The organism is Ensifer sp. WSM1721 (genome assembly GCF_000513895.2).
Lineage (GTDB): Bacteria > Pseudomonadota > Alphaproteobacteria > Rhizobiales > Rhizobiaceae > Sinorhizobium.
Genome location: NZ_CP165783.1, coordinates 1,145,662 through 1,163,314, shown reverse-complemented (window position 1 = coordinate 1,163,314; position 17,653 = coordinate 1,145,662). Strand labels below are relative to the sequence as shown.

The window sequence follows — 17,653 nt, the reverse complement described above, 5'->3', positions numbered from 1 at the left end:
CCGACGCGGCGAGAGCGGCCGCGAAGATTCGACAGGAGGTGTTCATGCCTATTTCCAGGATTATCGGTCGGGGTCTCTTGGCATTGGCTCTCGCCGGTGCACCGCTTGCAAGCATTGCGCCCGCCCTTTCGGACGTCGCTTTTGCGAAGGGCGGCAACGGCGGTGGTAACGCTGGAGGTGGCTCCGGTGGAGGCGGAGGGGGCCACGGCAATGGCCACAGCAAAGCGCGATCCGAAACGGGAAAATCGGGCGGTTCACGTGCAGGCGCGTCGCGCTTTAACGGCGGTCACGCCACGCAGGGCAGAAAGTCTGGCAAGGCGGCAGGCAAGTCGGCGAAGGTGAAGACAGCAACCGCTGTGCCGACGCCGAAGCCCAAAAGCGCGGCAGCAGAATCTGCAAAGCTGCGCTCGCTCGGCAGAAACTTTCACGCTTACATAAATTCGAACGACCCGCGCATGGCGGCAATCTCCGCCTACGTGATCGCCTATGCGACCTTCGAGGCGGAAAATGGTCCCGACGCCATTCCGACCGATCCGGCGTTAAGCGACGAAGCACTGCGCGATGCGATCGCGAGCTTTACCAATGAGGACGAAGTGACGGACGACACGCTGGCGGATGTCAAGGAAACGCTCGGTGTAGGGCCCGCGGTCGGTAAGATCGACCAGGTCCGGGATTACCTGCAAACGACGTCCGACGAGGACATTGTGAACTAAGCGACGATTACGACCGGTAGCGCGAGCTCGCGCTACCGCATGCTTCCTTAATCGTAGCCGATCTAAGGAGAAAAACATGCAACGATTCGAAGTGCTACAGCGTCCTTTGTGCGTCTGAAAAGAGGCACGGCGCTGGAGTGAACCCGAAAACCGAGAGGGGCGCATCGCTCGTGGAGCACCTGAGAAAATTCAACCAGATCGTTGGCGCTGTAACTGAGGCGTTGCGGGAGGGGCGGATCGGATTTTCTTTGCAGCACGTCAATTCGGACGCGGGCGACGTCCTCTATTCGGAGTGCCTCGGAAGATTGGTGGAGCCTGACGGCACGGTCAGGACGACCGGAGAATTCATAGCGTTTCTCGAAGCCACGGGACGTGTTGCGGCATTCGATCGCCACATGATCGGCCTCGCATTCGAGTGGCTTGATAGCCATCCGACGGGCGTGCTGGGCTGCAACGTCTCGGCCGCAAACATCTCCGACGAAAGACACTGGGCGGCTCTCCACGATCTGCTTTTCAGAAACCGGAAGATGGCCTCGCGCCTGGTTCTCGAAATAACGGAGAGTCTGCCGATCGCCACCCTGCCCTCGGCGGCCGAGTTTCTTCGGAGCGCACGCGCCTTGGGGTACAAGGTTGCCCTGGACGACTTCGGGACAGGTTACGCGACGCCGGAAGCACTGCTGTCCATTCCCGTGGACATGGTGAAAGTGGATGCTTTCTTCGTCCAGCAAGGTCGGGATCAGGCGGGGCGTTTCCTTTATCATATCGTCGGCCTTGCCTCCTGTGTCGCGCCGATTGTGATCGTCGAAGGTGTCGAGACCTATGCGCAGCTCGAAGCAGCAAAAGCGGCCGGCGCAACGCATGTGCAGGGTTTTCTCCTGTCCGAGCCGACGCTGTTCCCGGTGCATGGTGGATTGGCGAAGTCCTCCGCGAAAGCAATCATGCGAAGCGGCCAGTTGCCGCAGTTCTGGAACTGACACGGAATGATTTCTTCCGGTGCGGCCATACGGCCATCGCGGTTAGTCTTCTTGTTCCTGTAGGATCTATTCGAAGCTGCCGCCGATGAGCCGGCTCCAATGTTCGCCCGCGAGGCCGTTGATGAAACCCTGCGAGTGACGGAAGGCGTCGACGAGTTCTTCGTCGCGGGCGTGAACGACGGTGGAGGCGGCGTGGACGAAGCCGATGCGGCGGCCCATCATGGCTTCGAGCAGTGCCGGCTGGGTTCGGCCGCGCAAAGCCGCAGCACCGCGAGCGGCGGCGTGGTCGATGAGGCAATCGATGACCGATCCGGATTGTCCCGGCAGCGCAAGGAGCTGGAGCACCCGTGCAGTGCCGCCGGGCCGCACGTGATAGAAGAAGGCCCCGACCGGCGCACCGCTGCGGGTCTTCACCGCCGCAAAAACCGCCTCACCGTAGACGGGCTTCTTTTCCGCGTCCTCGAGGATATGGGCGAGCTGGGCCTCGGCCCAGGCCGGCTGTACGGCAAATTGTTTCGTCAGCGGCGCAAAAAGCGCGGCGAAATCAAACCGGTCGATGTCGATGACCTGCAACGGCCCTGACGCGCCGGCTGCTTCGGGGACACCCGACCAGCGCAGGTCGCCGCGGCCCATCTTGCTGCAGTAGAGGCGATCGAATGCGCGCGCGAGCGGGCTCAATGCCCGCGTCGGGCCGAGCCGGCTTGCAACGAGATCGAGCGCAAAGGATGCGGGCCGAATGACCCGGACCCAGTCGAGACTGTATTGCGGCAACACGATGCCGCGCAGCCTCGTCCACATTTGCGTGGAGACTTCGCTCGCCGTTTCGCTGAAGGCGAGATCTTGCGGACCGGCCAGAAAGGCTTTCAAGAGCCGCGCGCCGGCCATCGGGTCGCTCTCGCGTCCCTCGACCATCAGCGAGCCGCAGATGGCCGCCCGCAGAGGCCTGCCCTTGTATGTCATCGGCAGCGCGTTGACGCCGACGAAGCCCGAAATGCGACCGCCGTCATTGACATGCACGAGCGGCCTGATCTCCGGGTCGCAGCCGGGCGCTTCCAGGTAGAGGTGGCGCAGGTAATCGACGAGCGCCGGCGGCGGCGTCCGGTCGCTGTCGCGGAAGATCCTCTGGAAGAGACCGGCAACGGCCGGGGTGTCCTCCGCCGCAAGCGGACGGATATCGCTCATCGGCCCGGCCCTTCGTCCACGGACGCGGAGGTAGACGCCTGGCCGGCGAGTTTCCGTGTCAGCGCGACGCGCGGCTTGCCGGCATCCTCTGCAAAGGCCACGGGCTCGTAGGCCTTCGTGCGGGCGAGAAGCGCTGCGGCCTGGCGGTCCTGTCCCTCTCCAAATTCGAAGAGCAGCCATCCGCCTGGTTTGAGGAAGGCGACCGCATCGCGGATCAGCCGCTGATGGATAGATATGCCGTAGGGGCCGCCGTCAAAGGCTTCCCGCGGCTCGCTCGCGAGAAGATGGGCGCTGTCGCCTTCGAGGCGGGATGTCGAGATATAGGGCGGGTTGCACACGATCATGTCGACCGCGCCCTCGAGGCCGTCCCCCTGCAGCGCTCCGAAGAGATCTCCCTGCCGAATGAGGACCCGCTCGCCAAGCCCGAGGCGCTCGCCGTTGCGGCGGGCGAGAGCGACCGTGCTGTCGGTGAGGTCCGCACCCCATACCCGCGCAATCGGGATTTCGGCGGCGATCCCCAGCGCAAGGTTGCCGGAGCCGCAGCACATGTCGATCACTGTGGCCGGCCCGGCGCGACTGGAAAGGATTGCGACAGCGCTGCGCCCGAGGAGTTCCGTCTCTTCCCTCGGCACAAGCACGTCGGGCGCAAGCTCGAGTTCGATGCCCATGAAGCGGACGAGCCGCGGCGCGTCGGCAGCGTGGCCGTCGAGATGGTTGTCGCCCTGCGGCACGAATGCTCCTCCGATGTCGGATGGTTGTCGGTCGCGGCGGACACTAGCGCATCCAGGTAAACGGAAGCTGAAATGCAAGCGATACGCGTATGTTAACCGCGCGATCATTTCTGCGTGCTAGTTTATGCGCGCAATCGGCCGGCCGGCGGGAAAACGCGCGGGCTCGTGCCGAGCTACTGCGTGTTTCCTTAAATCATATGCGATTTAAGGATAAAAACATGCAGCGTTTCAAAGTGCTATAGCGACCTTTGCGCGTCGGAGAAGACGCGCGGCGCTGTAGTGGACTTGTCAAGGCGGATCGGATGGCTTCGGAAGGTGTGACGGAACCGCGTGGGTACAGACCATTGCTGCCGATGGTCATGTCCTACATCGCTTCCGGCGGCAGTCTCGTCCTCGGCTCTGCGGCGCAGCTTGTCACCTTCGCCATTCTCGCCCGCTGGCTCGGCGTCCACGAGTTCAGCGTCTTCGTCGCCATCACGGCGCTTGCCAATATCGCCGTCCACCTCTGCGGGCTCGGCGCCATGGAGTGCCTCGTCCGCCGCGTTGCCCGCGACCGCGCCATCTACCCGCAAATGCTCGGCCACAACATCATCCTGACGACTGCGAGCGGTGTGGCGCTGCTCCTCCTCGGGGTGGTTGCCCTGCCGTTCTTTTTCACGCTGTCCGCAGATCCGGTGAAGAACTTTGCGGCAATCGCGCTGATGTTGATCACCAATATCCTTCTGGTCCGGATCATCGTGTTGGCGGAGCAGATATTCATCGCCCACAGCGATTTTGCCTCCGCGAACAAGGTCGTGGTCGGCTTTGCCGTGGCGCGGACGGTTGCGGCGGCGCTCGCCTTCATCGCCTTCAGCGTTTCTACCGTAGCGTCCTGGGCGGTGTGGCAATTCGCCTGCCATGTACTGGTGGCCCTCGCCTGCATATGGGCGATCAGAGGACTTGGTCAGCCAAGCTATTCGATCGTGCGCGAAGAGCTGCCGCAGGGGCTCTATTTCAGTATTCCCTTCATCCTGCGCGCGCTCCGCCAGAATGCCGACTTGCTTGTCCTGAGCCTCGTCGCCACGGCCGAGCTCGTCTCGAGCTACAGCGTCGCCCGCCGCATATTGGAGAGCAGCTATCTTTCCGTCGACGCGCTCAACCGTCTCATCTATCCGGGTTCCGCCCGTGCGACGGCCGCGGGGCTGCATCACGCGTTTCGGCGCGTGCGGCGGGTGCTCGCCGCCGCGACCGTCATCAGCCTTGCCGCAGCCGTCACGGTTTTCGCCCTGGCGCCCGTTCTCCCCCATCTTTTCGGTAAGGATTACGTCTCCCTCGTCGGCTTCGCCAGAAGCCTTTGTTGGGCGGTCGTGCCTCTCGCCGCCTGGTCGGTGGCCGCGGAGGCGCTCGGCGCCTCCGGCTATCACGCCGCGCGCGCGACCGTCATGGGTCTCGGCAGCATCGTCGGGGCGGGGCTTGCCGCCTGGGCGAGTTGGTATGCGCCGCCGGCCGGCACTTTCGTCTCCTTCTACGTGATCGAAGTCGCGATGGTCGTCGCCACATGGAGTGTCTTCCTGCACTTCGTGCGGCGCGATCGGGAACAGGCTGCCCTGACGTTCGAGGCGGGGGGCGCATGACGGCTCGGGCCCAGGAAATCCGAGCGTCCTCGGGCATGGCGGCCGCTGAAGGCCGGCGCGGCGGCATGCGCGCCATGACGCCAGACGATATCCCTACGGTTGGTCGATTGTTCAACAGGGTCTTCCGCAAGAATGACAGCGAGCCCGGCGACGACCTAGCCAGCTATCTCCAAACGGTCTTCTTCGGCAGCCCCGGCTACGCTCCGGAAGTCGGCAGCGTCGTGCATGAGAGCGCCGCCGGGAGCATAGACAGCGCCATACTTTCGGTGCCGATGGCGTTCACGGCAAATGGTCGGCCGATCACGGCGCGGCTTCTTTGCGCTTTCATGGCGGACGGCAAGGCAGGTGCCGCCGGGGCCGCGCGCCTCGCCCGCAGCATGCGCGCGGTCCGCCAGGACCTGTGCTTCTCGGACAATGCCTCGCCGGTGAGTGCCGACCATTGGGCGGCGGCCGGCGGTATTGTGCTGCCGATCCAGAGCCTCGAATGGCAGCGCACATTTCTGCCGCTCAAGGCGATGGCGCTTCTCGCCAGTCGTCACTTCCCCGTCATGGGCCCACGCATTCTCATCGGCACTCTCGGCGTCGCCGATCGCGCGCTCCGCCGGATGAGGTCTTCGATGCGGCCAGCCGCTCAAGCCGCGTGCCTCACGAAGACGGCGACACTCAACGAATTCCTCGAATGCGCAGGGCCGATGCTGGAGAGGTTCGCGATCCGTCCGGTCTGGTCTCAATCGGAATTCGATTGGCTCGTCGGCGTTGCCGCAATGAACAGGAGCCTCGGGACTCTGCAATGCAGGACAGTCCTCGGCGAGGACGGCCGCACGATCGGCGCGTTCCTCTTCTTCGGCAAGGCAAACGATGTGGCAACCGTGCTCAACGTGCTCAGCGAGGAGGGGCGCGAGTTCGACGTGACTGCCGCGATGTTCGCAAGGCTCGACGCGGAGGGCTATGCCGCCGCCGTCGGGATGGCGCAGCCCTTCTTAATGAACGCAATATCTCGCCAGAGATGGCTTTCCTTTCGCCACCGTGGCTATTTCTGCCTCGTCACCCGCCATGCCGACCTCAAAGAGGCGGCCGAGCGCAACGACGTCTATATCGGCGGGCTCGCATCGGAGAGCTGGAGCAGGCTGCTGATGGACTTTTAAGTCCAGTTGGTTCTGCTTGGCCGGCGCGGTTCAGCGGTGAAGGGAAGGCGCGGCAGGAGAAAGCAGCAATCGTATGCCCAACGCGATCATAATGCTGCCTGCGACACGCTGCTGCCAGAGCACGAAGGACGTGTTGCGCGACAGCCAGCCGCTGAACGCCCCTGAGGTCAGAGCTACTGCGCTGAGGACCAGCAGCCCGGAAAACTTCATTGTTCCTCCGAGGATAAAGAATTGCAGCGCGGGCGATCCGGCGGAGGGCTGCACGAACTGCGGCAGGATCGCGAGCATGAAGGAAAGCGCCGCAGGATTCGTCAGATTGCAGATCATGCCCTGCCTGAAGGGGCCTACAAGCGACGTCGACGCGGCGTAATCTTGCACATTGCGGACCGTTTCCCGGCGCGCAACCAGGAAACGGATCCCGACATAGATCAGATAGGCGGCCCCGACCCATTGCATGGCCTTATAGAGCAGCGGCGAGGAAACGACGACCGTGGCAAGGCCCATCGCCAGCAGGGGTATCTGGACAACCCCGGCCGCTACACATCCGAACGCCGTCGCGAGTGCGGCATGCCTGCCCTCGCCGATGCCGCGGCTGATGACGAGCATCATGTCCGGACCGACTCCGGACAGTTGATAGGCAAGCACAGCGCTTAGAAATGCGGCGTATGTGGTCAGCTCAGGCATTCATCTGAAACTGCGGCGGGGGATCGAAGTTCCCACCGGAAACGAAGGCGGGCGATACAAGAATGGTTTCATTGCCGCCTAGTCCGAGGAAGTACCGTCGCCATCCGTACCTCGACCTGAAGCCGTTCTAAAGGTTACCGGCAGTTCATACGGCTTAACGGAATTTTCACCCTGCAACGCCTAAATCTACGAACCAGCAGCGGCTTACGCAGGGGCAGCGCTCTTCGGTGGCTTCGAGAGCATGCGTGGGGAAAAACGGATGTATCGGCGCAGCGAGCCCGAGGAACAGGGATTAGGCCCTGAGAGACGCTTTGAGCGGCTTCGTTCGGGCGGAGGTTCGTTGCTGGACCTCGTCCCCACCGCAGAGGAAAAGCCGGTCGTTCTTCCCGAAAACGCCCCCACCGTTAGGCACGAAGGCACTTCCGCCCGCGCTGTAGATACGCCCGTGGTTGCGAAGGAATCCGAGCCGAAGCCTTCTGCCGTCGGCGAATTGTTCCCGCACATTCACATGCTGGGCAGCATCGGGGTCAACGACATCATCGCCTGGTTGCGTGACGGGATGCGATGGATCGTCTTGGCACTCGTCCTTTCGGTTGCAGCCGCCTTCGCCTATGCCGTGACCGCGACGCCGCGCTACACCGTCTATACCGATATCGTAGTCGACCCTTCCAATCTCAACGTCGTCAGCGACGACGTGTTCACGACCAATCCGCAGCGCGACGCGCAGTTGCTGGAGGTGGAAAGCAAACTCAGAATTCTCACGTCGCGCAACGTGCTGCAGCGCGTCATCGACAAGCTTGAGCTCGCGGGCGATCCCGAATTCGTCAAGCCCTCGCCGCTCGACCGGTTGAAGGCACTGTTTGCCGGGCAGGACGGCAAGGCAAGCAGGGAGCTGGCGGCCATGCGCGCCTTGTCGGAGAGGGTCGAAGCGCGCCGCGAAGAACGCTCGTTCGTCGTGGTGCTGAAAGTCTGGAGCGAGGAGCCCGCCAAGGCCGTAATCCTCTCGGACGCGATCGTCGAAGCCTTCGAGGCCGAGCTTTTCCAATCCGCCGCCGAGAGCGCTGGACGGGTGGCGCAGAATCTCAATGCGCGGCTCGCCGAACTGCGCCAGAACGTCACCGAGGCGGAGAAGAAGGTGGAGGATTTCCGCCGCGCGAACGGCCTGCAGTCGGCCAATGGCGAACTCGTCAGCAATCAGCTATCGACCGAGCTCAACACCCAGGTTCTCGACGCCCAGCAGCGCTTCATTCAGGCGGAGACGCGCTATAAGCAGATGAGCGCGGCCATCGCTGAGGGCCAGACGGCGAGTGCCTCGGTTTTCGAGTCCGCCAACATGACGAACCTGCGCCAGCAGTTGAACGCGTTGCAGCAGCAGATAGGCTCGATGCAACTCACCTATGGCGAAAGGCACCCGCGGCTCGTCGCCGCGCGCTCCGAGCGGGCGACCCTGGAAGCCGCCATCAAGGAGGAGGCCCGTCGCATCCTCGAGCGTGCGAAGGCCGATTTCGGTAGGGAGCGGGAGGCGCTCGATGCGTTGCGCGGCAAGGCGGACGACGAGAAGTCGAACGTCTTCACTGATAACGAGGCCCAGGTCCACCTGCGCGACCTGGAGCGCGATGCGCGCACCAAGGCGGCGATCTACGAAACGCACCTGGCGCGAGCGCAGCAGATCACCGAACGCCAGCAGATCGATACGACCAACATCCGTGTCATCTCGCGCGCCATGCCGCCGAATTCGCGGAGCTGGCCGCCGCGCACCGTAATTCTCTTGATTGGCGGTGCTGTGCTCGGCCTCGCGATCGGCGTCGCCGCCGCCCTCGCGCGCGGCCTTTGGCGATTCGTTCGCGGCCGAACGCCCGCAGCCGGCTGAGGAGGCTAAGGGACGATGAGCGGCGCGAGCGGCAGGGAGGCCAATCATGCGGATGCGGTGAAGGTGCGCGTCGGCACCTTCCTGTTCATGGCGATCTTCCTGTTCTTCTGGATCTCCATCGATCCCTTCGTCGACCTGACCGGCGAGGGGGTGTTGGACCCCTCCGCCGGCAATTCCAACCGGCTGAACCAGATCATCTCGCTTTTGCTTTTCGCCGGCATGCTCGGCTACGGCCTCGCCCACCCCATGCGGGACACGATCCTTCAGCCGCGCCCGCTTCTAGCGATCCTCTTTTCCTGGTTCCTTTTCGTTTCGCTCATTTCCGCGCATCCAACGCTCGGCATCAAGGGCGTGATCCTGGCGATCATGGTAACCGTCAACGCCAGCGTCTATCTGTTGCTGCCCGCCTCGGAGCGCCACTTTGCCAAGATGCTCGGCATCGGCACCCTCATCATGCTGGGTGTTGCCTATTACGGCATCGTCTTCAAGCCGACGCTTGCCATCCACCAGGCCTCGGAGTTGCGCGAGCCTATGAACGCCGGCCTATGGCGCGGTCATTTCCCGCACAAGAACAGTGCGGCCTCTGCGATGGTGCTCGCGGCTTTCTTCGGCCTTTTCGTCATGAACACCTGGTCGCGCGTTGCGGGCCTCGCGATTTTCGCGCTGTCGTTCCTTTTTCTCGTCAATACCGGGGGCAAGACCTCGACGGCAATGCTGCCGGCGATCCTGATCCTCGCTTGGCTCTTCGAAAAGATGCGGCCGCTGCGTGTCGCGATTGTGATCGGGGGCGTCGGCCTGTTTAATCTTGTCGCCGTCGGGTCAGCGGTCTTCAGGCCGCTCGGGGAATTCATCAGCGGCCTCGGCATCGACGCAACGTTCACGAATCGCGCCGATATCTGGCGCTTCGCCTTTTCGGCGCTCGCCGAGCGGCCATTGACGGGCTACGGCTTCAGGGCATTCTGGCAGACGGAAGAGCTTGTCTATAGCGGGGGTTCGGTGGAGACCTGGGCGGTTGCAGCCGCCAACGGGCATAATTCCTTTCTGGATATCGCTCTGACGACCGGCTTTCCCGGGCTTCTGCTCACCCTGACGTGGCTTATCTTCTTGCCGCTTCGCGACATCTCCCGCATTCCCGCCGATCGCGAGCAGACGCCTCTCACACGGCTGTTCATCCGCATCTGGCTCTACACGATTTTCCACGCAGGCCTCGAGACGCTTTTCTTCGAAGGCGGAAGTCTCATCTGGTTCACATTCGTGTTTGCTCTCTACGGACTTAACCTGCAATCGACCGCCGCGCTGGCGGAAGATGCGGTGCCAGCGAAAAGGAAGCGCGTCGCTCATGCTTGATCAAGGAAGGATCGGCTCGCTGGTCGACAGGCTGGCGAACCGGATGATCTGGAGGCTCGCACGGCAGCGACGCCGCCTGGAAACGGATGTTCCACTCGTTTCGTTCACGTTCGACGACGTTCCCGACAGCGCGCTCTTCGAGGGCGCGGCGATTCTGGAGAAGCATGACGTGCGCGGCACCTTCTACATCGCCGGTGGGCTTGCCGGCCAGGTCGAGCCGGACCGGACGTTGATCACGCCCGAAGGCTGCTCTGAACTCGCATCCCGCGGGCACGAGATTGGCTGCCACACCCACGCGCACCGCAAGCTGCGCAGGATTGCCGGTTTGGCTGAAGACCTCGATCGCAATGCACAATATCTGAAGAGAGCCGGCGTTGCCTCACCGGCGACGAATTTCGCGTTTCCCTATAATGCCGCCTGGCCGCTCGCGCGGACCGAGCTCCGCCGGCGCTACCGCACGTGCCGTGGCGCAGGCGAGGCCATCAATCGCGGATCGGTCGACCCGATGATGCTCAAGGCCGTCGAGATCCGGCAGCCTGAAGAGGACGCATGGGCGTTGACGCGCTGGATAGACGATGTCGCCAACGAACCCGGTTGGCTCGTCTTCTTCACTCATGACATAGCCTCGCGGCCGACGCCCTACGGCTGCACGCCGCAGACCTTCGATCATCTGGTCCGCTACGCCGTAGAAAAGGGATGCTACGTACTTCCCGTCGACGCCGCGCTCGACCGGATTAAATGGTGAGGGGGCGCTCGTGCCGGATTTCGACAAGAAGCGGCTGCTGGCGATCAACAACTATTTCTATCGCCGCGGCGGCGCGGAGGTGGTTTTCTTCGATCATATGAGCATGTTCGGCGAGATCGGCTGGGACATCGTGCCGTTCGCCATGCAGCACGACAAAAACGAGCTATCGCCCTGGTCGGACTACTTCGTCTCGGAGATCGAATATGGCCGCAATGCCGGTCTCCTCAGGAAGGTCGCGCAAGTCGCGAGCGTCATCTATTCGGTCGAGGCCCAGCGCAATATCGGCCGCCTCATCGAGCGCGTGCGCCCGGCGATCGCCCATGCGCACAACGTCTATCATCACTTGTCGCCGGCGATCTTCTCCACCTTGAAATCCGCCGGTATTCCCGTGGTGATGACGGTCCATGATCTGAAACTCGCCTGCCCTTCTTACAAGATGCTTCGCGACGGAAGGGTGTGCGAGGACTGTCATGGCGGGAAAATCTACAACGTCCTTCGCCACCGCTGCATCAAGGGATCCGTGTCCCTGAGCGCCGTCGTGCTCGCGGAGACCATGCTGCACCGCTTGCTCGGGCTCTACCGCGAGAAGGTGGACCGGCTCGTCGTGCCGAGCCTGTTCTACCTGGAAAAGCTCGCCGAGTGGGGCTGGCCGCGCGAAAAGATGGTGCACATCCCGAACTTCGTCGACGTCTCCGGCTTTTCCGCTGATTGGCAGGAGAGTGACTATTTCGTCTTTGCGGGTCGCCTCGCTCCGGAAAAGGGCATTGCCACATTGATCCGGGCTGCCGCTCGTTCCAAGCAGCGGCTCATCGTTGCCGGCACCGGCCCGGAGGAGCAGGCCCTTCGGCATCTCGCCGCGGAGCTCCAGGCGGACGTGACCTTCGCGGGTTATCTCTCCGGCGAGAAGCTTCACCGGCTGATCGGCGAATCCCGCGCCCTGGTGCTGCCGTCGGAATGGTACGAGAACGCGCCCATTAGCGTCCTCGAAACCTATGCGCTCGAGCGTCCGGTCATCGGGGCGGCGATCGGCGGCATTCCGGAGATGGTGAGGGAAGGCGAGACGGGGCTGCTTGCCGCATCCGCAGAAATCGATGAGCTCGCCGGAGCCCTGAGCAAAATGGCGGCGCTGACACCAGCCGCACGCGCACGCATGGGAATAGCCGGTCGCGCCTGGGTTGCCAACGAGTTCTCCGCCGCCGCCTATCGAGAGAGGACGCTCGAGCTCTACACATCGCTCGGCGCCGGTTGACGTCGCACGGTTGCGAGCGCCGCCGGAGTCACGCGTCTGATTTTCGGTCAATTTTCTAGGAATTTAGCGGTCGTCTTACCGAGATGGTAAGTGTTGTGCGCGTACAGGATGTGGAAAGGGCCATCCGCGGGGCGGAACAACCATGAGCAGAAAGTCCGGAGTCTCGCCAAATCCCAGTCCAGAGCGGCCGGACGCTTCGCCTATGCCGAGCGGCGTGGCGCTCGGAAACCCGCGCCGATTTCACAAGAAGCTCTCCGCCGAGCCTCAGCGGGCGTTGGCTCAACAGCCCACCGGTTCAGGTAGCGAAGCCTTGCTCCCGCAACGGCTTGATGCATTCGCTCTGGAGCTTCCGCCGATATCAAGCGCCGCCACAGGCCGGCGGGTGATGATGCTGGGCTTACGCGGTATACCAAACGTGCAGGGCGGCGTCGAAAAGCATGTGGAGATGCTCGCGGGAAAATTGGTGGCGAATGGTTGGAACGTCGAGGTGATCGGGCGACGGCGCTACCTTCCCAATTCGAAAACCCATTCCTGGAACGGAATCCGCGTCTTCCCTTTCTGGGCACCGCGTTCGATGGCCCTCGAAGCCATCGTCCACACGGCGATCGGCGTCTGCTTTGCCGCCCTGCGACGACCGGATGTCCTGCATATCCACGCGATCGGCCCGGCGCTCCTCGTCCCGCTCGCCCGCCTTTTGGGTCTGAAAGTGATCGTTACCCATCACGGCTACGATTACGACCGTCAGAAATGGGGCGCTTTCGCCAAGCGCATGCTCCGGCTCGGGGAACGGATGGGCATGCGCCTCGCGCACCGCCGCATCGCAATCTCCAGGGAAATCGTCGAGACGATGAGCGCGCGTTATCACGTACCGGTCGCTCTCGTTCCGAACGGGGTCGCCGTTTCGCCTTGCAATGGCGAGACGGGCATCCTCGATGAATTCGGGCTGAGGCGGCGCAGGTACATTCTCCTTGCGGCGCGGCTCGTGCCGGAGAAGCGGCAGACGGATCTCATTTGGGCATTCGCGAAGCTGCGCGATAGCGGGTTCGCTCTCGTGCTTGCGGGCGGCGCGGAATTCGAAACGCCCTACGCCGCGGAAGTCCGGGCAATGGCAGAAAGCGCGCAGGGCGTCATCCTGACGGGGTTCCAGACCGGTGATCGCCTGGCGGAGCTCTTCGCCAATGCGGCGCTCTTCGTCCTGCCTTCGAGCCATGAAGGCATGCCGATCGCCCTCCTGGAGGCGATGGCCTACGGTCTGCCGGTTCTGGCGAGCGACATCGTCGCCAATCGCCAGCTCGGTCTTCCTGCCGACGACTATTTTCCGCTCGGCGACATCGAAGCGCTGGCAGCCGCCATCGCCGCAAAGATCGCAAATCCGCCGGGCGATGAGCAGGTGCTCGCACAGATCGAGCATGTCGAGGCGGCCTATAGTTGGTCGAGCGTCGCGCAGAAGACCCTCGCGCTCTACGGAGAGCTGACGAAATGATTTGCGCTGCGGCCGCATCATGCATGCGACGGGCGGCCGCTCGCCGGACGGTGTGACAACGAAAGATAATTGATCATGGATATCAAACGCGCCGCATCCGTCCTTGCGTGGCTTCTCCTCGGTCTCATCGCCTATTCGACGCTGTCGCCGCTTGCCATGCGTCCGCATATGGGGAGCTGGGTGCAGGTCGAAAGATTCGGCGCCTTCGGACTTCTGGGCCTCCTGTTCGCGATCGCTCATCCCCGGCGCGTCCTTTCGGTCCTTTCGATCGTCCTTGCGGCGGCGGTCGGGCTCGAACTCACACAGATGCTCTCCGCCGATCGCCACGCGCGGTTGATCGACCTTGCGGTGAAAATGGCGGGGGCAGGCTGCGGCGTCGGCGCAGGCTGGCTCCTCACGTGTCACTGGCAGCGATTTCGCGTCGGCGGCGCACGGGTAAACGAAAACGCAAATTATCGAGGGTAGAACATCGGTGCTTCGCGACCGGGTACTTCCGCATGAAGGGCGGATCGCAATGCTCGGTCCAATACGGGTATTTCAGCGCTGCAATGTCTTGCCGACCTGGGGGCTCTCTTGACGATATCCATCATTATCAAAACGTTGAACGAAGAGAAGCGTATCGCGGCAACAATCGAGAGTGCGCTTGCGGCGCTCGATGGAAGGGGCGGCGAGGTCATCGTCGCCGACAGCGGATCGTCCGACCGCACGGTCGAGATCGCTTCGCAATATCCCGTCGTCATCGCGCAGATCACGCCGCCGGCGCTTCCGAGCTGCGGCATCGGTCCTCAGCTCGGCTTTCAGTATTCCCGCTGCGACTACATCTGCCTCGTCGACGGTGACATGCTGCTCGATCGAGGTTTTCTCGATGAGGCCGTGCGCTTCCTTGCCGACAATCCCTCCGTCGCAGGCGTCACCGGGCACGTCGAGGAGATGCTCGTTTCCAATCTCGAATTCGCCCGGCGGGTCGGCCGCCATGCGCCCGAGAACCGTATCGGATCGATCGATCGCATGAACGGCGGCGGGCTCTATCGGCGCAGCGCCATCGAGGCTGTCGGCTACTTTTCGGACCGAAACCTCCACGGTTACGAGGAGTTCGATCTCGGCATTCGTCTCAGAAGCGCCGGCTGGGGGCTCCACCGTCTCGACCGCCGCTTCGTCCAGCACTTCGGCCACACGGTCAATTCGTACCGGCTCCTCTTCCGCCGTTGGAAAAGCAAGTATCTCTACGGCATCGGGGAACTCCTGCGGGCGTCTCTCGGCAAACCCTATTTCCTCCAGGTGCTCAGGGAACTGCCGGAATTGAAGCTCTGGGCGCTCGTCTATCTCTGGTGGCTCGTTTCCCTCGGACTGGTCCTGTTCCTGGCCGACAAGCTCATGGCGCTCGCCTCGGTCTGCGCGATCTTCGCCGGTGTTCTCCTGCTTGTGAGCGTGAAGAAGGCAAGCTTCGGTATGGGCCTTTACACGGTCGTCGCCTGGTTCTTCCACGCTGCCGCCTTGCCCGTCGGCCTGCTCAGAAGCCGGCGGCAGCCCAGCGACCCCATCGAGAGCAGGCTTCTCGGAAAACCGGCATGAGCACGCGCTTACTGCTTGCGGCAGCGGCGCTTTTCGGCTGGCTGATTTCGCAGGTGCATGCCGCAGACCAATGGGTGCCCGTTCGCGACGTTTCGCTCGAAGTGAGCGCCGGCAGTCCGCTCGATTTCTCGTCCATTCTCCCGAACGGTGTGATCGACGCGGATCACCGGCTCATTGCCGGCTCGGACGGCAGTCTGGCCTTCGCCAAGGCGCCCGAAAAGCCGGTCAGAATGCTTTGCGCCTCGCTCGCCTGGAGCCCGGCATCGGGCGGCTTCCCGGATCATGACGGCGCCGACCGCTACGCGCGCCAACTGGCGATGCATGGCTACAATATCGCCAGGCTGCACTTCCTCGACGCCAGCCTGATGTTCGGCAGGCAGACGGATTTCGACTTCGATCCCGAAACGCTTGACCGTGTCCACTACCTGCTCGCGGCGCTGAAGCGCAACGGCATCTATTGGATCATCGACGGGCTCTCTTCCGGGCGCGGCGCCTATGGCGGCCACGACGATCGCTGGGATGCGAACGGCGATCTCAAGCTCCGGCTGCATCTCGACGACGAAGCCTTTGCGCACTGGGCAAGGTTGCAGGAGAAATTCCTCGCGAGCGTCAATCCCTACACGGGGATTGCAACCATCCGCGATGATGCGTTGGCGCTCGTGATCCTCGCCAATGAAAACGGCATCGAATTCGACGCCGTCGTGCATGAGCGGCCCGGCAAGCCTGCATACGACGACGCGCTTGCGGCACCGTTCAACCGGTGGCTTGCGGCGCGCTACGGCTCGACGGAGGCACTTGCGAAAGCCTGGGGGGACCTCGGCTACGACGAACGGCTCGAATCAGGCACCGTGAAGCTCCCCGCGGATCGCTATGCCGACGGGCCGCGGATGCGCGATCTCCAAGCCTTCTTCGTTGAAACTGAACGGGAATCGGCCGCGCGGATGAGCGAGGTCCTGCGCGATCTCGGATTTGAGGGGCTGATCAGCACCTACAACAATTGGCCGACGGTGCAGACCGCGCTCAGCCGGCGCGATGTCGAAGCCGTGACCATGAACACCTATCACGACTGGGTCGGCGGCTATTCTCCGGGCAGTGCGCTCCGCCAGGTCAGTTCGCTCGCCGACGGCGTCGACTATATGCGGATGATCGCCGCAGCGCGCTGGCTCGGAAAGCCCTTCATCGTCAGCGAATACGACCACCTCTTCTGGAACCGTTACCGCTACGAGGCGGGGCTGGTCATGCCGGTTTACGCGGGCCTGCAGGGCTGGGACGTGCTCTGTCGGCACGGCCACGGGCCGATCGCGCTTTCCTATGGCGAACCTTATCCGCACAAAAGGGCGATGCTTCCTTACGCAATCGCGCTCGATCCGGTGGCACGCGCCGGCGAAACGCTTAGTGCCCTTGTCTTTCGCCGCGGCGACGTCGCGCGCTCCGCTATCAGCATTCCCTTCGCTGTCCGCGGCGAGGAGGACTTAAGCGAGGACATGCAGGCACGCGAGCCGGAGCGACTGACCGATCTGGCGCTCGTCGGGCGCATCGGTTTACAGCTCGAAGACCGGTTCGACGGCGAGATCGGCGCCACTCAGCCGCGTGTGCAGAATGCGACAGAGATTCTAGCGGCGCTGCGCGACCGCGGCACGCTCGCATCGGACAATCGCACCGATATCGAAAAAGGACTTTATCAGAGCGATACAGGTGAGATCCTGCTCAACCGCCAGGCGGGACAGCTTCGGGTCTCAACGCCGATGACGGAGGCTGCCGCTTTCTCGTCGCTGCGAGAGCCGCTCGATCTCGGGGTTATGCGCATTGAGCAGGCGGATGGAAACGGGCTCGTCGGCGTCTCGTCGCTCGACGCGAAAAGCGGCATTTCGACAAGCCGGCGCTTGCTCGTGATCTTCGCGACCGACGCGCAAAACACCGGCATGATCTTTCGCGACAGCGAGGAGAAGGTCATCGAGGATTTCGGCGAATTGCCTGTGCAAATCCGGAAAGGCTATGTCGATCTTGCATTTTCGCGGGTAGCAGCGACATGGAACGTCTCGCCAGTGGGCCTCGACGGCACCCTTTACCCGCCGGTCGAGAGCGGCAGCGGCCCGATCGCGTTCCGGCTGTCGAACGATACCGCGTACGGGCCGACCACCTATTTTCTCCTGGAAATCGAGGACGACGGCTGATTGCGAGACGGTCGTTACGGCTGTGAAGTGCCGATTGGCGGTCGCATTGATCATTGCATTTCCCGGCTCAACCTGATTTCTGATCCGCGCGACCAGAGTGCGCGGAGCGGTATTCCCGTCCGCATGCCGCTCTGGCCTTTACGAAGGAGCGTAAGGCGGAGAAGTGTTGCA

Annotated in this window: 15 protein-coding genes; 12 read left to right on the top strand and 3 right to left on the bottom strand. The window is 63.0% G+C overall.

The features are described from left to right. Positions 1–44 precede the first annotated feature (44 nt). On the top strand, positions 45–713 hold the full coding sequence (locus M728_RS22970) for a hypothetical protein (protein ID WP_026620972.1): 669 nt from the start codon (positions 45–47) through the stop codon (positions 711–713). A 170-nt stretch (positions 714–883) separates the two neighbouring features. Next, positions 884–1,687 carry an EAL domain-containing protein gene (locus tag M728_RS22965; RefSeq protein ID WP_051440903.1) on the top strand — a complete coding sequence of 268 codons (804 nt, stop codon included), beginning with the start codon at positions 884–886 and terminating at the stop codon, positions 1,685–1,687. 66 nt (positions 1,688–1,753) lie between these two features. On the opposite strand, the gene M728_RS22960 is transcribed toward M728_RS22965, so the two are convergent. Continuing rightward, the gene (locus tag M728_RS22960) at positions 1,754–2,869 is read right to left on the bottom strand and encodes a hypothetical protein (protein WP_026620971.1); all 1,116 of its coding nucleotides are present in this window, start codon (positions 2,867–2,869) and stop codon (positions 1,754–1,756) included. Beyond that, positions 2,866–3,600 carry a class I SAM-dependent methyltransferase gene (locus M728_RS22955; protein ID WP_370906485.1) on the bottom strand — a complete coding sequence of 245 codons (735 nt, stop codon included), beginning with the start codon at positions 3,598–3,600 and terminating at the stop codon, positions 2,866–2,868. The genes M728_RS22960 and M728_RS22955 overlap by 4 nt, the downstream gene beginning before the upstream one ends. Before the next feature lie 302 nt (positions 3,601–3,902). Here M728_RS22955 and M728_RS22950 point away from each other — a divergent pair, with 302 nt between their 5' ends. Together M728_RS22950 and M728_RS22945 are read left to right on the top strand one after the other, a co-directional pair. Then, complete coding sequence (locus tag M728_RS22950; protein WP_026620969.1) at positions 3,903–5,213, top strand: lipopolysaccharide biosynthesis protein; 1,311 nt, start codon at positions 3,903–3,905, stop codon at positions 5,211–5,213. Next, a complete protein-coding gene (locus tag M728_RS22945; protein ID WP_026620968.1) occupies positions 5,210–6,358 on the top strand; it encodes a hypothetical protein in 1,149 nt (382 codons plus the stop codon). Before M728_RS22950 ends, M728_RS22945 begins: the two co-directional genes overlap by 4 nt. Positions 6,359–6,388: 30 nt before the next feature. On the opposite strand, the gene M728_RS22940 is transcribed toward M728_RS22945, so the two are convergent. After that, positions 6,389–6,967: a LysE family translocator gene (locus M728_RS22940; protein ID WP_245269702.1), complete on the bottom strand. Its 579-nt coding sequence runs from the start codon at positions 6,965–6,967 to the stop codon at positions 6,389–6,391. Between the two features lie 334 nt (positions 6,968–7,301). Here M728_RS22940 and M728_RS22935 point away from each other — a divergent pair, with 334 nt between their 5' ends. The 8 genes from M728_RS22935 (at position 7,302) to M728_RS22900 (ending at position 17,482) form a co-directional block, all read left to right on the top strand. Beyond that, positions 7,302–8,912 (top strand): GumC family protein, encoded by a 1,611-nt coding sequence (locus M728_RS22935; RefSeq protein WP_034883682.1) that lies wholly within the window; start codon positions 7,302–7,304, stop codon positions 8,910–8,912. A gap of 15 nt (positions 8,913–8,927) precedes the next feature. Next, complete coding sequence (locus tag M728_RS22930; protein WP_026620965.1) at positions 8,928–10,259, top strand: O-antigen ligase; 1,332 nt, start codon at positions 8,928–8,930, stop codon at positions 10,257–10,259. Continuing rightward, on the top strand, positions 10,252–11,004 hold the full coding sequence (locus tag M728_RS22925) for a polysaccharide deacetylase family protein (protein ID WP_026620964.1): 753 nt from the start codon (positions 10,252–10,254) through the stop codon (positions 11,002–11,004). Before M728_RS22930 ends, M728_RS22925 begins: the two co-directional genes overlap by 8 nt. 10 nt (positions 11,005–11,014) lie before the next feature. After that, positions 11,015–12,253: a glycosyltransferase family 4 protein gene (locus tag M728_RS22920; protein WP_026620963.1), complete on the top strand. Its 1,239-nt coding sequence runs from the start codon at positions 11,015–11,017 to the stop codon at positions 12,251–12,253. Between the two features lie 385 nt (positions 12,254–12,638). Further along, positions 12,639–13,736, top strand: a complete 1,098-nt coding sequence (locus M728_RS22915; protein ID WP_034883698.1) for a glycosyltransferase family 4 protein — start codon at positions 12,639–12,641, stop codon at positions 13,734–13,736. A 75-nt stretch (positions 13,737–13,811) separates the two neighbouring features. After that, entirely contained in the window at positions 13,812–14,201 is a 390-nt protein-coding gene (locus M728_RS22910; protein ID WP_026620961.1) for a VanZ family protein, read from the top strand. A gap of 108 nt (positions 14,202–14,309) precedes the next feature. After that, a complete protein-coding gene (locus tag M728_RS22905) occupies positions 14,310–15,308 on the top strand; it encodes a glycosyltransferase family 2 protein (RefSeq protein WP_026620960.1) in 999 nt (332 codons plus the stop codon). Beyond that, positions 15,305–17,482, top strand: a complete 2,178-nt coding sequence (locus tag M728_RS22900) for a hypothetical protein (protein ID WP_026620959.1) — start codon at positions 15,305–15,307, stop codon at positions 17,480–17,482. Before M728_RS22905 ends, M728_RS22900 begins: the two co-directional genes overlap by 4 nt. Positions 17,483–17,653 lie beyond the last annotated feature (171 nt).

Coding starts and splice junctions, on each gene's coding strand:
- M728_RS22970 (WP_026620972.1), top strand. CDS start 45: ATGCCTATTTCCAGGATTATCGGTCGGGGTCTCTTGGCATTGGCTCTC.
- M728_RS22960 (WP_026620971.1), bottom strand. CDS start 2,869: ATGAGCGATATCCGTCCGCTTGCGGCGGAGGACACCCCGGCCGTTGCC.
- M728_RS22950 (WP_026620969.1), top strand. CDS start 3,903: ATGGCTTCGGAAGGTGTGACGGAACCGCGTGGGTACAGACCATTGCTG.
- M728_RS22945 (WP_026620968.1), top strand. CDS start 5,210: ATGACGGCTCGGGCCCAGGAAATCCGAGCGTCCTCGGGCATGGCGGCC.
- M728_RS22940 (WP_245269702.1), bottom strand. CDS start 6,967: ATGATGCTCGTCATCAGCCGCGGCATCGGCGAGGGCAGGCATGCCGCA.
- M728_RS22935 (WP_034883682.1), top strand. CDS start 7,302: ATGTATCGGCGCAGCGAGCCCGAGGAACAGGGATTAGGCCCTGAGAGA.
- M728_RS22930 (WP_026620965.1), top strand. CDS start 8,928: ATGAGCGGCGCGAGCGGCAGGGAGGCCAATCATGCGGATGCGGTGAAG.
- M728_RS22925 (WP_026620964.1), top strand. CDS start 10,252: ATGCTTGATCAAGGAAGGATCGGCTCGCTGGTCGACAGGCTGGCGAAC.
- M728_RS22915 (WP_034883698.1), top strand. CDS start 12,639: ATGATGCTGGGCTTACGCGGTATACCAAACGTGCAGGGCGGCGTCGAA.
- M728_RS22910 (WP_026620961.1), top strand. CDS start 13,812: ATGGATATCAAACGCGCCGCATCCGTCCTTGCGTGGCTTCTCCTCGGT.
- M728_RS22900 (WP_026620959.1), top strand. CDS start 15,305: ATGAGCACGCGCTTACTGCTTGCGGCAGCGGCGCTTTTCGGCTGGCTG.